The following is a 13,511-nucleotide window of genomic DNA, read 5'->3' on the forward strand; positions in this document are numbered from 1 at the left end:
CGGACCGGACAGCAAGTCCATGCTCGTTGCTGGAACCTCCGGAGGAGCAGTAGTCCGTCGCTCCGTACTTCCGGGAGGGGTGCGTGTGCTCACGGAGGCCATGCCGGGCCAGCGATCGGCAAGCATCGGTTTTTGGGTGGGAGTCGGATCCCGGGATGAGGCGGACGGCGAGCACGGGTCCACACACTTCCTTGAGCACCTGCTCTTCAAGGGTACGAAGCGGCGGACCGCGCTGGACATCGCGGCGGCCTTCGATGAAGTGGGCGGAGAATCCAACGCAGCGACTGCGAAGGAGAACACCTGCTACTACGCCAGGGTCCTCGACACCGACCTGCCCATGGCTATCGACGTCATCGCCGACATGGTGACCTCGGCTGTCATCGACCCTGAGGAACTCGAGCAGGAACGGCACGTCATTCTGGAAGAAATCGCCATGGACAGCGATGATCCATCCGACGTTGCGCACGAGAAGTTCGTGGAAGCGGTACTGGGCTCCCATCCGCTCGGTCGCCCCATCGGCGGCACCCCTGAGGCCATCAAGGAGGTCGCGCGGGAATCGGTGCTGCAGCACTATCACCGCTATTACCGCCCGGAGGAGCTTGTGGTCACGGCTGCCGGCGGGCTCGACCATGAGGTTGTCTGCGCGCTCGTCGTTCAAGCCCTGCAACGGGCCGGGTGGGAACTTGCGGACGATGCGGCGCCGGTGCCGAGGCGCGTGCCGGTTCCGGCCGTCCTCGAAGAATCCGGGGGAGTGCAGGTTATCCGCCGCGCCGTCGAGCAGGCCAACGTCCTGGTCGGGTGCCCGGCACTGATTGCCACTGATGACCGGCGGTTCGTGATGAGCGTGCTCAACGCGGTGCTCGGTGGAGGAATGTCCTCCCGGCTCTTCCAGGAGATCCGCGAGAAGCGCGGACTTGCGTACTCGACCTACTCCTTCTCAGCGTCGTATGCCGACGCCGGTTACTTCGCGATGTACGCGGGTTGCAGCCCGGCCAAGACCGGCCAGGTCATCAGCCTGCTCAGCGCAGAGCTGGAGCGTCTGGCGTCGGAGCCGGTCAGTGATGAGGAGTTGCGGCGCGCCGTGGGGCAGTTGTCCGGGGGAATGGTCCTGTCCCTCGAGGACAGCGGTTCCCGGATGTCCAGGCTCGGCCGCGCGGAATTGGTCAGCGGCGAGTTCCTCGGGCTGGATCTGACTCTTGAGCGTGTGAGGGCCGTTACTGCCGCGCAGGTGCAGGACCTTGCCCGGCAACTGGCGGACGCTCCGCGCACCATCACGGTTGTCGGTCCGTTCGACAGCGAAGCCGAGCTGGGACTGTAACCTGCTCAGTATCCTGCCGCCCTAACCTCCGGCGAACGGCGGCAGGATGTCGAGCACATCGCTGCGCCGGATGGGCGCGTTGCGGTCGCGTAGCGCCACTTCGTTGAGCAGGAAGCTGCTTCGATCGAGTACGCGGGCCATGGATGGTTCGCCAGCGGGATGCAGCGAACGTATTTCTCCGAGCGCCTCCTCCAGGGAAGCGCCGTCCAGTTCAAGGCGCTCTTCAGGGACGCCGGCGGCAGCCTGTGCCGCGCCGAAGTATCTCACCAGCATCTCAGCCGCCGATCGCGCTCATGGAACGGTCCGGCTGCACGAAGTCCGCAGCCCCGAGTCCCGTATGGTCCATGCCGTGCGCCTTGGGCTTGGCCCACATAGCCTCCTGCCAGCGCAGGGCAATGGCGGCGTCGTCGGCGTCTGACCGGAGCAGGTCCCTCAGGTCAGTCTCCTCGTGGGAGAAAAGGCAGCTCATGATCTTGCCCTCGGCAGTGACGCGGGTACGCCGGCAATCCGCGCAGAACGGCTCCGTGACGGAGGCGATGACGCCTACGGTACCAACGACGATGCTGGGCTCCTCCGCCCGGCGGACCTCCCACCGTTCAGCGGGGGCGCCGTCACGGTTTCGTGGGTCGGGAGTGAGGACGAACCGTTCGCTGAGCCGCTCACGGACTTCTGCTGCAGTGATCATTCCCTCGCGGGTCCACCCGTGATCGGCATCGAGGGGCATTTGCTCGATGAACCGCAGCTCGAAGCCGCGGGACACTGCCCACTCCAGCAGATCCGGCGCCTCATGGTCATTGATGCCGCGCATCAGCACTGCGTTGATCTTCACGAGGCCAAGCCCAACCGCCGCAGCCGCTTCGATGCCCCGGAGTACCCGGTCCAGGAAGGGTCGACGCGTCAACTGCGCGAAGGTGTCGGGGTGGAGCGAGTCCATTGAAACGTTGATGCGGGTCAGGCCTGCATCCTTGAGCCGCTGCGCCTTTTTGTCCAGGCCCAGTGCGTTGGTGGTGAGCGATATGGGCAGGTCCGGGTGGCTTGCCCGGATTTCCGCGATGATGTCGAGCAGGTCAGCCCTTACCAGCGGCTCGCCTCCCGTCAGACGCAACTCGCGTATTCCCAGGCGATTGACGCCGATTCCTACAAGGCGCACAATCTCTTCGCGGGAGAGCACCTGGTCTTTTTGCAGCCATTGCAGCCCTTCAGCGGGCATGCAGTAGGTACAGCGAAGGTTGCACTTGTCCGTCAGTGAGAGCCGCATGTCCGTGGCCCGGCGGCCGTAGGAGTCGAGCAGCCCGTCAGCAGGTGCCGGAGCGCCGATGCGCGGTGTGCCGAGTGGGATTCCCATAGTCCGAGGTTACGCCCTTCGCCTTGGTGCCTCCATCAGCGGTCCACATTCCGGGCGCATCCTGCACTCCCGCGCGGCTAGGCTGTTAGCTGCGGCAGTGATGCCGCAGCACAAATGTCAGGGCGGGTTGATACAACGGGGCGTAATGACACGATCAGTAGAGGAACACCAGCAGGCCGTGCTCGGGCTGCTGCGCTACAGCAGCGCCTTCGCCGACGCGGCGCCCGAAATACTGCCGCTCGCAACGGCCCGTGGCCGGGTGCTCGCCGAGGACCTCCTCTCCCCGGTGAACCTGCCTCCGTTCGACAACTCCCAGATGGACGGTTACGCGGTTCACGGCGATGATCTGGACGGGAGCGCGCCCCTCTACCTTGCGGTCGCGCCGCCGGTGCCGGCTGGTGCGGAACCTGTTGCACTTGAGCCGGGTCACGCTGCTCCGATCATGACGGGAGCCATGATTCCGGAAGGTGCAGCCGCCGTCGTGCCTATCGAGAACGCAGTGCCCTCGCAGTTTCCCACCACGGGGCAGTACTGCGGGGAGGAGGGCCTCACCGTCGAGTTGCCCGTGGCCCAGGCGGGCTCGTTCATCCGGCGTGCCGGCAGCGATCTCGAAGCGGGGAGCGTTGCGCTTGTTGCCGGAACCCTGTTGGGACCCTCCCAGCTGGGACTCCTCGCGGCCTGCGGGCTGGCGACGGTGCCGGTGCGCCCGCGGTTCCGCGTCCTGCTGCTTAGCACCGGAGACGAGGTTCAGGAACCCGGAACCGAACTGGCGCCCGGCCGGATCTTCGATGCCAACACCACACTGCTGACGACTGCGCTGGAGGAAGCGGGCGCGCACGTGCAGCGGCACAGTGTGGTGGCTGACAATCCGGAGGAGCTGCGGGGCGCCCTCCAGAACATCGGCGGGCAGGTCAACCTCATCCTCAGTACCGGAGGAATCAGCCAGGGTGCCTACGAGGTTGTGAAGCAGGCCCTGGCGGACAGCAGCGTGGAGTTCCTTTCAGTGGCGATGCAGCCGGGCGGGCCGCAGGCCATCGGCACCATCAACGGCGTGCCGTTCCTTGGATTCCCGGGCAACCCGGTAAGCGCACTGGTCTCCTTTGAAATGTTCCTGCGCCCGGCACTTGGTACGGTGACGGGGCTCCCGGGGAACCGCGTCTGCCTGCCGGCGCGGCTCACCGAGGACGTTCAGTCACCCGAAGGTAAGCACCAGGTCCGTCGCGGCCTGTATACGGACCGGTCGGGTCAGGGGGAGGGGATCGGAGACGTCACCTTGCTTGGCGGGCCGGGCTCCCACCTGCTGCACGCTCTCGCTGCATCCAACGCCCTCGTACACCTGCCGGCTGGCACGGGGACGGTGGAGGCGGGGACGCCGGTCGCCGTGTGGCTGCTGGGCGAACTGCGCCAGGGCGCGCAACCCCTCCATCCCGGCAATCCCACTAGAGAGGCGCTGACATGACCACACCTGATTCCGGATTGACACACGTCCGTGAGGACGGCTCGGCACACATGGTCGATGTATCGGAGAAGGCGGTCACCGCCCGCCAGGCCACCGCGCAGAGCATCCTGCGGACAACGCCGCAGGTTCTTGCGCTGATTGCCGATGGGGATCTTCCGAAGGGCGACGCACTGGCTGTGGCCCGGGTAGCGGGGATCATGGCGGCGAAGCAGACATCGGCGCTCATACCGCTGTGCCATCCGCTGCCGTTGAGCAAGGTGACGGTCGACTTCGCACCGGAAGGTGCCGCCGTCGTTATTCAGGCAACGGTGAAAACCACTTCAGTGACCGGCGTGGAGATGGAGGCGCTGACAGCAGCGACAGTTGCTGCCCTCACGCTGTACGACATGATCAAGGCCGTAGATAAGCACGCAGTCATCACGGACATCCAGGTGTTGGCGAAATCAGGCGGCAAGAGCGGAGACTGGGTCGCATGAGCAAGCAACGGACCGCGGCGCTGATCATTGCGTCGACCCGCGCGGCGGCGGGCGTCTACCAGGACGAGTGCGGGCCCATGATTCAGCGATGGCTGGTCGGGAAAGGGTATGCCGTGCAGCTGGCCGAAGTGGTTCCGGACGGTGATGCCGTACGGGAAGCGCTGGCCGCCTGCCTCGCAGGAACACCTTCGGTGCTCATCACCAGCGGAGGTACCGGACTCAGCGCCGATGACGTGACCCCCGAGCTCACCGAGCCCTTCCTTACCCGATCCCTACCGGGGATCATGGAAGCAGTGCGCCGGGCCGGCGCTGCGAAGACACCCATGGCGGCGTTGAGCCGCGGTCACGCGGGCGTCTCGGAGGGCACCTTCGTCATCAATCTTCCGGGTTCACCGAAAGCAGTCCAGGACGGCCTGGACGTGCTGGAACCCATCCTCGATCACATCTGCGCACAACTGGAGGGAAGCCATGAGCACTAGCACCGTTCTCCACGCAGGAGTTTCCGAGCAGCCGCTCGACCTCAACCATGCCCTGGCCGTCGTCGGTTCCGCTGACTGCGGTGCCGTCGTCGGCTTCGGCGGCGTGGTACGCAACCACGACGGCGGGAGGCAGGTTGACCGCCTGGGCTACAGTGCCCATCCGTCCGCCGGCGGTGTGATTGCCGACATCGCTGCGGAGATCGCCGAGAAGTACGACGGCGTACGCATCTGGGTGGCGCACCGCATCGGTCCGCTGGAGGTTGGGGATCCGGCCCTCGTCGCTGCCGTTGCCTCCGGCCACCGTGGAGAAGCCTTCGCCGCCTGCAGCGAGCTGGTTGATACCGTCAAGGCGCGAGCGCCGATCTGGAAGGAGCAGTTCTTCGCAGACGGTGACGTGGAATGGGTCGGAGTGGATGGCTGACACTACTCTTGAATCCATGACACAACCTCTTGCCGTTGCCGTACTCGGCGCGTCCGGGCGCATGGGGTCAGAGGCTGTACGGGCCATCGAGGCCGCCGCTGATCTGCATCTTGTGGCGGCGCTTGGCAGGAAAGACCCACTTGAGGAACTGGTGGCGGCCGGCGCCGCGGTAGTTGTTGACCTCACCGTTCCGGACAGCACCGAACAGAACGTTGCCTTCGCCGTCGAACATGGAATGCACGCGGTCGTCGGCACTACCGGCTGGGACTCTGAACGGCTCGGCCGGCTGCAGGATCTGCTCGCGCTCAATCCGGAGGTGGGCGTGTTGATCGCGCCCAATTTTGCCCTCGGATCCGTGCTGGCCACAGCCTTTGCTGCACGGGCAGCCAAGTATTTCGAGTCGGTCGAAGTAATCGAACTCCATCACCCGGACAAGGTGGACGCCCCGTCCGGCACAGCCGAGCGAACAGCGGTGCTCATCGCTGAAGCCCGTGCCGAAGCCGGTCTTGCCGCCAGCCCTGACGCCACCCGCACCTCCAGGGACGGCGCGCGTGGTTGCGACGTCGATGGCGTCCGGGTTCACTCCGTACGGCTCCGTGGGCTGGTGGCGCACCAGGAGGTCCTGTTCGGTGGGGTCGGTGAGCAGCTGACTATCCGTCACGACTCCTTCCACCGTGAGTCCTTCATGCCCGGTGTTCTGCTCGGCGTCAGGGAAGTGGGTTCCCATCCCGGACTGACCGTCGGTCTGGACGGCTACCTGGACCTGCAGGCGTGATGGGTGCACTGGACTTCCTGAAGCAACATCGCGTCAAAATAGGCGTGGTCTTCGTCACTGTCCTGCTGGCGTTCTGGCTGGTTGTGGCGCTCCAGCGGAGCGTCCTTTTGTTGACGGACCCCGAACCGGTGGCCAAAGCCTTGGGAGTTGCGTACCTCCTGCTTCCGCTGATCGGGGCGTGGGCGTTGATTCGTGAATTGTCCTTCGGCGCCCAGACCGAGCGGATGGCGTCTGCGCTGCATACGGAGGGAGGGCTGCCCGTTGATGACCTCCCCCGGACACCGGCCGGCCGGATCGTACGTGAGGCAGCGGACGCTCAGTTCCCCGCCTACCAGGCGGACGCGGAGGCCAACCCGGATGACTGGCGTTCCTGGTTCCGGCTTTCATGCGCGTACGACGCCGCAGGGGACCGCACCCGTGCACGCCGCAGCATGCGGCATGCTGCGAAACTGTTCCGCGGCAGGGCGGCGTGACTAACGCCTCGAAACAGCCCCTGCTGACCGAGCAACGTCGCTTGCGCCGGCCGCCACATACTCCAGCGGACCGCGGGCACCCAGCTTCCGCAGCAGCAGCCCGATCGCAATGAAGACAGCGGCCTGGGCCCAGTAGACCGGCGCCGGATCCAGCGGGATCTCCTGCTGGTCGACGATGCTCATGATCCAGATATGCAGTGAGTACAGGGACAGCGTTATGGCGCCGGGAGCCGAGAGCGGCAGAAGCAGCCACTGCAGCCGCCTGGTCGCCATAAGGCAGAGCCCGACGACGGCGGCGGCCGTTCCTGCGGTATGCATCAGATCGAGCGGCGTCCCGGAGTGCGGTGCGCTGACCGCCAGCCACCACCACGTTCCGGTCTGGTCAATGCCGGTAAGGCTCACCGGGAGCATGGCCTCAATGTCGTAACGCCGGCCCTGCGGAGTTTCGAGTAGGACGGCCAGCCCACCCAGCGGTCCCAGCAGGAAGGCGCTGACGAACTTGGACAATCCGGCGAGCCCGACGCCCGCAACAAGCAGTCCGGCCTGCACCCCGAACGACCTCAGGTTCAGCCTGCCGATGAGGATGCCCAGGAGCAGGTAGCTCAGCCACTGGAGCGCCGGGTAGTAGCCGGTCACGAGGATGTCCGCGAGCAGGGTCGCGGGCTGGGCGAAATGCTCAAGCGCAGGGTTGCCATCGAGGTCGGAGGGATTGATATTGGTTCCAACCCAGGGGCGCAGGAGGAAAGCCGCCACCGGAGAGATCAGGGTCCACCCGGCCGCCCACCAGCAGAGCCTGCGCAACGGCATCCCGATGAACGGCAGTGCCATCAGGAACAGGATGCCGTAATGGAAGAGGATCACTGCGATGTTGGTTTCCAGTCCGCCCAGCATCAGCCCGACCATCGCGATCACGACGGCCCGAGCCGCGATTCCGCGCCGGTCGCGGGAGATTCCGGTGCGGTCGTGCATCCTGCTACCGCCGCTGAGCAACGCCAACCCTATTCCTGCGACGAGCGCGAACAGGGCCGAGGATCGTCCGGAGAAGGTGGCGCCTATCCAGGACGCGTCCGAGGTCCCCTCCACATAGAGCGGAAATACGTGGGTGCACATCATGCCGAAGAGGGCGATGCCCCTGGCCGCGTCTATGCCGCTGAGCCGGCCCGGGGTTTGTGTGATGGCCATGATGGAATGTTCTCACGCCTGCCGCAGCGGGTAAGTTTGACCCATGGCTGCCTCCGACATTCGCCCGCTCCCATTCGGTTCCCTCGTCACGGCAATGGTGACACCGTTCACCGCTGACGGCGCTGTGGACTTCGATGCCACGGCTGCCCTGGCTGTCCGGCTTGTCGAGGATGGCTGCGACGGCCTCGTCGTATCGGGTACTACCGGTGAGACATCCACCCTGGAGGACCAGGAAAAGGAAGACCTTTTCCGCGTGGTCGCAGAAGCCGTCGGCGGCCGTGCAAAGGTGATCGCCGGCACCGGCACCAACCACACCTCGCACTCCGTCGAAATGGCGCAACGCGCGCAGCGCGCCGGCGCGGATGCGCAGCTTGTCGTAACCCCCTACTACAACAAGCCAACCCAGGCCGGCGTCCTCGCGCACTTCGACGCCGTTGCCGCTGCGTCGGACCTGCCCATCATGATCTATGACATTCCGGGCCGGGCCGGGATCCCGATCAGCACGGAAACAATGATTCGACTGGCGGACAACCCGAAGATTCTCGCACTGAAAGATGCGAAAGCAGACTACGCAGCGGTGACGCGTGTGCTTGCCAACACTGCCCTGGATGTCTACGCCGGCGACGACGGGCTGACTCTGCCGTGGATGGCAGCGGGGGCCGTCGGCGTCGTCAGCGTCAGCGCCCACGTCGCCACGGTTCAGTTCCGGTCCCTCGTGGACGCACTGGCCGCCGGTGACCTCGCCATGGCGCGCAAGATCCACTTCGAGCTTGACCCCGTTGTACGTGCCGTCATGACGCACATCCCCGGCGCAATTTCAGCCAAGCACATCCTTCGGATGCAAGGTGTGCTGGCAAACTCCGTGGTGAGGCTGCCGCTGGTCGAGCCCACCGCCGTCGAAATGGAGCCGGTACTCACCGACCTCGCGGAAGCGGGTTGGGACTTCTCTGCGGGCACTACCCGATAGCATCTGAAAGGCCAATCCATGACAGAACCCGCAGGAAGCGCACTCGTGTCGCCTCCACCGCTCGCCGAGGGAACGCTTCGGATTGTTCCGCTTGGCGGCCTCGGTGAGATCGGCCGGAATATGGCGGTCTTCGAGATCGGCGGGAAGCTGCTGATCGTTGACTGCGGAGTCTTGTTCCCGGAGGAGACCCAGCCCGGTGTGGACCTGATCCTGCCTGATTTCTCCTACATCGAGGATCGTCTGGATGACATCGTGGGCCTGGTGCTTACTCACGGACACGAGGATCACATCGGTGCAGTGCCGTACCTCCTGCGTCTCAAGAACGACATCCCGCTGATTGGATCCCAGCTGACGCTCGCATTGATCGAGGCGAAGCTCCAGGAACACCGGATCAAGCCGTTCACGCTCACCGTCGCCGAGGGCCAGATTGAGCAGTTCGGGCCCTTCGAATGCGAGTTCATTGCAGTTAACCACTCCATCCCTGACGCGCTTGCCGTCTTTATCCGCACTGCGGCCGGCACTGTCCTGCACACGGGCGATTTCAAGATGGATCAGTTGCCGCTCGACGGTCGTATCACCGACCTTCGTGCATTCTCGCGGCTGGGAGAAGAGGGCGTCGACCTGTTCATGGTTGACTCCACCAACGCCGATGTTCCAGGCTTCACCACCGCCGAGCGTGAGATTGGTCCGGAATTGGACCGGCTCTTCGGCCAGGTGAGCAAGCGCGTCATCGTCGCGTCCTTCTCCTCGCATATCCACCGGGTTCAGCAGGTGCTCGACGCGGCGGCGGCCCACGGCCGGTTCGTCTGCTTTGCCGGGCGCTCCATGGTGCGCAACATGACAATTGCCGCCAAGCTGGGATACCTGCGCGTACCCGATGGAATCCTCGTCGACGTCAAGAACGTGGATAGCCTTCCCGATGACCGGGTGGTGCTGATGTCCACGGGCTCGCAGGGTGAGCCGATGGCAGCGCTTTCACGCATGGCCAACGGGGACCATCAGATCACCGTCGGAAAGGGAGATACGGTGATCCTTGCCTCCTCGCTCATCCCCGGAAATGAGAACGCCGTCTTCCGCGTCATCAACGGACTTCTCAAACTGGGCGCCGACGTCATCCACAAGGGCAATGCCCGGGTACACGTATCCGGTCACGCCGCTGCCGGTGAATTGCTCTACTGCTACAACATCCTCAAGCCGAAGAACGTCATGCCTGTCCACGGCGAAACCCGCCACCTTATAGCCAACGGAAAACTCGCAATCCAGACGGGCGTCCCGGCGGAAAACGTGCTCCAGACCGACGACGGCTCAGTGGTGGATTTGTCGGACGGCGTCGCCCGGATCGTTGGTGCAGTCGAGTGCGGCTACGTTTATGTGGACGGCTCCAGCATCGGCGAGATCACCGATGCCGATCTGAAGGACCGGCGCATCCTCGGTGAGGAAGGCTTCATCTCGATCATCACGGTAGTCAACCGCAGCACCGGGACAATCGTTTCCGGTCCGGACATCCACGCGCGCGGATTCGCCGAGGATGACTCCGTCTTCGATGACATCAAACCCAGGATCAGCACCGCACTGGCAGAAGCTGTCATGAGCAACAAGGACCACACAGCGCATCAGCTACAGCAGGTCGTTCGCCGCGTCGTAGGGACCTGGGTAAACCGCCGCTACCGGCGTCGCCCGATGATCATTCCGGTTGTGCTTGAAGCCTGACGGGCGCGCTAATCCCGGGAACGGCGGGCGCCGTCCGGTAGCGTAGCGGGTATGGCGACTCGTACTTCCCCCACAGCGCCGCGAGGTTCACAGCCGCGAGCTCCGAAGCCGCGAGGATCCCAGCAGTCGCGCACCGGCAGCACCTCCGCGGCCGGCCGCGGCTCAACCGCGCGAGGCACAAGCAAGACCCAACCGTTGCCGGCAGCCGAGGAAAAGCTGCCGCTGCCGCTGCGCGCCGTCCGTGGCTTCTGGATGGGCCTGGCCCACCTGGTGGCCGGCGCTATCCGCAAATTCGGCCACGATGTGCAGCCGCAAAAGGACCTCCGCAGGGACGGCACGGGTTTCTTCCTTTTCCTGTGCGCGGCAGCCGTCGCCACGGTTGAGTGGTGGGCACTGCCCGGGCCGGTTGCAGGCGTCGTGCATGCTGTGGCCGGAGGTTCTGTGGGCTGGATGGCGCTGCTGCTGCCCTTCGTCCTACTGATTGGCGCGGTCCGGTTGTTCCGGTATCCGGAAAATCCTCGTGCCAACAACCGTATCGGCATCGGGCTCACCGTCCTGACCTTCGCGGGCGCGGGCATTGCCCATCTGGTGGGCGGCCGGCCCGAGCTCGCCGCCGGACTTGATGCGCTGTGGCGGGCAGGCGGTGTCATCGGTTACCTCGTTGCCGGACCCGTCGCTGCAATTCTCTCGGTGTGGCCGGTTGCCGCTGTACTCGCCTTCCTCGTCTTCGTGAGCATCCTGATCATCACGGCTACTCCGTTCCGCCATATTCCGTCTCGGCTACGCCAGCTCTATGAGCACCTCATGGGACAGGACCTGCACGAGGGCAGCGCGGACGGCGACGCTCACGATCAGAGCTACCTGTCCGACCGCGAGCGCGCGGCGGCCAAGCCCAGGAAGAAGTCCGGCCTGTTCGGTAGAAAGAAGAAGAACACCGATCAGGATGATGACCTGGACGGCTATGTCGGCGATGAAGCCTTCGAACGCGCAGTGCTCGACGACGACGAGGGGAACGACGACGGCGGCACAACGTCCCCGTCGCCGGCCGTCCGACCGGGCGTGCGCCGTCCCACACAGCAGGAGCTTGCCGCCGAAAAGATCAAGCGCAACCAGGGGCTCGGGGAGACAGAACCTGCAACCGAAGCCATGGCGGTGCTTCCGCCTGCAAGCGCACCGGCCGCCCAACCCGTTCCGGTCCCGTCCAATCCGGTTCAGCCCCAGGCGCCCGTTACGCCGATCCCGCAGCGCACTGAGCAACTGTCCCTCGCCGGAGACGTGACCTACACGCTGCCGCCCTCGGACTACCTGCCGCCGGGGACTCCGCCCAAGGAACGGTCGGAGGCCAACGACGCGGTCGTCGCCGCCCTCACCCACACCCTGGAGCAGTTCAACGTCGACGCAAAGGTCACCGGCTTCTCACGCGGACCGACGGTGACGCGCTACGAGATCGAACTGGCGTCGGGAACCAAGGTGGAGCGTGTAACCGCGCTGTCCAAGAACATCTCCTACGCGGTCGCCAGCTCGGACGTGCGCATCCTTTCGCCGATTCCGGGCAAGTCCGCGATCGGCATCGAGATTCCGAACACAGACCGCGAGACTGTGTCGCTGGGCGACGTCCTTCGATCCGGCAATGCCCGCAAGACGGATCACCCGATGGTCATGGGCGTAGGCAAGGACGTCGAGGGCGGGTTCGTGGTCGCGAATCTCGCCAAGATGCCGCACCTGCTCGTCGCGGGTGCCACCGGTGCTGGTAAGTCCTCCTTTGTGAACTCGATGATCACGTCCATCCTCATGCGGGCCACCCCGGATGAGGTCCGCATGATCATGATCGACCCCAAGCGGGTGGAACTTACTGCGTACGAGGGCGTACCGCACTTGATCACACCGATCATCACCAACGCCAAGAAGGCAGCGGAAGCGCTCCAATGGGTGGTCCGTGAGATGGACACCCGCTACGATGACCTCGCCAATTACGGTTACAAGCACATCGATGATTTCAACAAGGCGGTCCGCAACGGCAAGGTGGTTCCGCCACCGGACTCCAAGCGCGTGGTGCGGCCGTACCCGTACTTGCTGGTGATGGTCGACGAGCTGGCGGATCTGATGATGGTCGCGCCGCGGGACGTCGAGGACTCAATCGTCCGCATCACCCAGCTGGCCCGGGCAGCGGGTATTCACCTGGTGCTCGCTACCCAGCGGCCGTCTGTGGACGTTGTGACAGGTCTGATCAAGGCCAATGTGCCCTCCCGCATGGCATTCGCCACTTCGTCGGTGACCGACTCCCGGGTGGTCCTTGACCAGCCGGGCGCTGAGAAACTGATTGGCCAGGGCGACGCGCTCTTCCTGCCCATGGGTGCGTCGAAGCCCATGCGCGTCCAGGGTGCCTGGGTGACCGAGTCTGAGATCCACCGAGTGGTGGAACACGTCAAGGAACAGTTGAAAGCCGTCTATCGCGATGATGTGGCGGTGGAAGCACCCAAAAAGCAGATCGACGACGACATCGGGGACGATCTCGAGGTCCTGCTGCAGGCGACCGAGCTTGTTGTCACGACGCAGTTCGGTTCCACCTCCATGCTTCAGCGCAAACTGCGCGTGGGATTTGCGAAGGCGGGCCGCCTGATGGATTTGCTGGAGTCCAGGGGAGTGGTTGGGCCGTCGGAGGGATCGAAGGCGCGTGACGTCCTGGTGAAGCCTGATGACCTCGGTCCTGTTCTCGCTGCTATGCGTGGCGATGACCCGCCGGCGCCGGCCGCATCGCCGGAGGTTGATCAGTCGCGCTACCAGCCGGGCGCCGCGGACCTGGTGGCGGAGGACCTGGACTCGCGTCCGCAGGCCGTGGACTACAACGATGATGATGACGACGGCGGTGAAGACGCCTGGGAGCTGACAGGCAGGTAGCCTTGAGC

General features: G+C 64.9%; 13 protein-coding genes. 10 read left to right on the forward strand and 3 right to left on the reverse strand.

The window, feature by feature from the left end; genetic code table 11:
- Positions 1-19: 19 nt before the first annotated feature.
- Complete coding sequence (locus ABFX19_RS15730) at positions 20-1,318, forward strand: M16 family metallopeptidase (RefSeq protein WP_346028929.1); 1,299 nt, start codon at positions 20-22, stop codon at positions 1,316-1,318.
- Positions 1,319-1,339: 21 nt separating this feature from the next.
- Here the strand turns inward: ABFX19_RS15730 and ABFX19_RS15735 are convergent, their stop codons facing one another.
- The gene (locus ABFX19_RS15735; RefSeq protein ID WP_346028878.1) at positions 1,340-1,591 is read right to left on the reverse strand and encodes a MoaD/ThiS family protein; all 252 of its coding nucleotides are present in this window, start codon (positions 1,589-1,591) and stop codon (positions 1,340-1,342) included.
- A gap of 1 nt (position 1,592) precedes the next feature.
- Positions 1,593-2,663, reverse strand: a complete 1,071-nt coding sequence (moaA, locus tag ABFX19_RS15740; RefSeq protein ID WP_277359470.1) for a GTP 3',8-cyclase MoaA — start codon at positions 2,661-2,663, stop codon at positions 1,593-1,595.
- 145 nt (positions 2,664-2,808) lie between these two features.
- Between moaA and ABFX19_RS15745 the strand changes: the two genes are divergently transcribed.
- Genes ABFX19_RS15745 through ABFX19_RS15770 form a run of 6 tightly spaced genes read left to right on the forward strand, consistent with a single transcriptional unit; the run spans position 2,809 to position 6,746 of the window.
- Entirely contained in the window at positions 2,809-4,122 is a 1,314-nt protein-coding gene (locus tag ABFX19_RS15745) for a molybdopterin molybdotransferase MoeA (protein WP_346028879.1), read from the forward strand.
- The gene (moaC, locus tag ABFX19_RS15750; RefSeq protein ID WP_346028880.1) at positions 4,119-4,598 is read left to right on the forward strand and encodes a cyclic pyranopterin monophosphate synthase MoaC; all 480 of its coding nucleotides are present in this window, start codon (positions 4,119-4,121) and stop codon (positions 4,596-4,598) included. The genes ABFX19_RS15745 and moaC overlap by 4 nt, the downstream gene beginning before the upstream one ends.
- Positions 4,595-5,077 (forward strand): MogA/MoaB family molybdenum cofactor biosynthesis protein, encoded by a 483-nt coding sequence (locus ABFX19_RS15755; protein WP_056548469.1) that lies wholly within the window; start codon positions 4,595-4,597, stop codon positions 5,075-5,077. Before moaC ends, ABFX19_RS15755 begins: the two co-directional genes overlap by 4 nt.
- On the forward strand, positions 5,067-5,498 hold the full coding sequence (locus ABFX19_RS15760) for a molybdenum cofactor biosynthesis protein MoaE (protein WP_346028881.1): 432 nt from the start codon (positions 5,067-5,069) through the stop codon (positions 5,496-5,498). Before ABFX19_RS15755 ends, ABFX19_RS15760 begins: the two co-directional genes overlap by 11 nt.
- Positions 5,499-5,514: 16 nt before the next feature.
- Complete coding sequence (gene dapB / locus ABFX19_RS15765) at positions 5,515-6,273, forward strand: 4-hydroxy-tetrahydrodipicolinate reductase (RefSeq protein ID WP_346028882.1); 759 nt, start codon at positions 5,515-5,517, stop codon at positions 6,271-6,273.
- Complete coding sequence (locus ABFX19_RS15770; protein ID WP_277359464.1) at positions 6,273-6,746, forward strand: hypothetical protein; 474 nt, start codon at positions 6,273-6,275, stop codon at positions 6,744-6,746. The genes dapB and ABFX19_RS15770 overlap by 1 nt, the downstream gene beginning before the upstream one ends.
- On the opposite strand, the gene ABFX19_RS15775 is transcribed toward ABFX19_RS15770, so the two are convergent.
- Positions 6,747-7,928: a heparan-alpha-glucosaminide N-acetyltransferase domain-containing protein gene (locus ABFX19_RS15775; RefSeq protein ID WP_346028883.1), complete on the reverse strand. Its 1,182-nt coding sequence runs from the start codon at positions 7,926-7,928 to the stop codon at positions 6,747-6,749.
- Positions 7,929-7,971: 43 nt separating this feature from the next.
- On the opposite strand from ABFX19_RS15775, the gene dapA reads away from it, so the two are divergent.
- From dapA to ABFX19_RS15790, 3 genes are read left to right on the forward strand one after another with little or no spacing between them, the layout of a single operon-like run.
- A complete protein-coding gene (gene dapA, locus ABFX19_RS15780) occupies positions 7,972-8,895 on the forward strand; it encodes a 4-hydroxy-tetrahydrodipicolinate synthase (protein ID WP_277359462.1) in 924 nt (307 codons plus the stop codon).
- Between the two features lie 18 nt (positions 8,896-8,913).
- Complete coding sequence (locus tag ABFX19_RS15785) at positions 8,914-10,605, forward strand: ribonuclease J (RefSeq protein WP_277359461.1); 1,692 nt, start codon at positions 8,914-8,916, stop codon at positions 10,603-10,605.
- A gap of 51 nt (positions 10,606-10,656) precedes the next feature.
- On the forward strand, positions 10,657-13,503 hold the full coding sequence (locus tag ABFX19_RS15790; RefSeq protein ID WP_346028884.1) for an FtsK/SpoIIIE family DNA translocase: 2,847 nt from the start codon (positions 10,657-10,659) through the stop codon (positions 13,501-13,503).
- Positions 13,504-13,511: the final 8 nt, after the last annotated feature.

It is taken from the genome of Arthrobacter parietis, assembly GCF_039530425.1.
In the GTDB taxonomy this organism is placed as follows: domain Bacteria; phylum Actinomycetota; class Actinomycetes; order Actinomycetales; family Micrococcaceae; genus Arthrobacter_D; species Arthrobacter_D parietis.

Bases quoted from the DNA above. Each gene is read 5' to 3' on its own strand.
- ABFX19_RS15730 (WP_346028929.1), top strand. From the start codon at position 20: ATGCTCGTTGCTGGAACCTCCGGAGGAGCAGTAGTCCGTCGCTCCGTA.
- ABFX19_RS15735 (WP_346028878.1), bottom strand. From the start codon at position 1,591: ATGCTGGTGAGATACTTCGGCGCGGCACAGGCTGCCGCCGGCGTCCCT.
- moaA (WP_277359470.1), bottom strand. From the start codon at position 2,663: ATGGGAATCCCACTCGGCACACCGCGCATCGGCGCTCCGGCACCTGCT.
- ABFX19_RS15745 (WP_346028879.1), top strand. From the start codon at position 2,809: ATGACACGATCAGTAGAGGAACACCAGCAGGCCGTGCTCGGGCTGCTG.
- moaC (WP_346028880.1), top strand. From the start codon at position 4,119: ATGACCACACCTGATTCCGGATTGACACACGTCCGTGAGGACGGCTCG.
- ABFX19_RS15755 (WP_056548469.1), top strand. From the start codon at position 4,595: ATGAGCAAGCAACGGACCGCGGCGCTGATCATTGCGTCGACCCGCGCG.
- ABFX19_RS15760 (WP_346028881.1), top strand. From the start codon at position 5,067: ATGAGCACTAGCACCGTTCTCCACGCAGGAGTTTCCGAGCAGCCGCTC.
- dapB (WP_346028882.1), top strand. From the start codon at position 5,515: ATGACACAACCTCTTGCCGTTGCCGTACTCGGCGCGTCCGGGCGCATG.
- ABFX19_RS15770 (WP_277359464.1), top strand. From the start codon at position 6,273: ATGGGTGCACTGGACTTCCTGAAGCAACATCGCGTCAAAATAGGCGTG.
- ABFX19_RS15775 (WP_346028883.1), bottom strand. From the start codon at position 7,928: ATGGCCATCACACAAACCCCGGGCCGGCTCAGCGGCATAGACGCGGCC.
- dapA (WP_277359462.1), top strand. From the start codon at position 7,972: ATGGCTGCCTCCGACATTCGCCCGCTCCCATTCGGTTCCCTCGTCACG.
- ABFX19_RS15785 (WP_277359461.1), top strand. From the start codon at position 8,914: ATGACAGAACCCGCAGGAAGCGCACTCGTGTCGCCTCCACCGCTCGCC.
- ABFX19_RS15790 (WP_346028884.1), top strand. From the start codon at position 10,657: ATGGCGACTCGTACTTCCCCCACAGCGCCGCGAGGTTCACAGCCGCGA.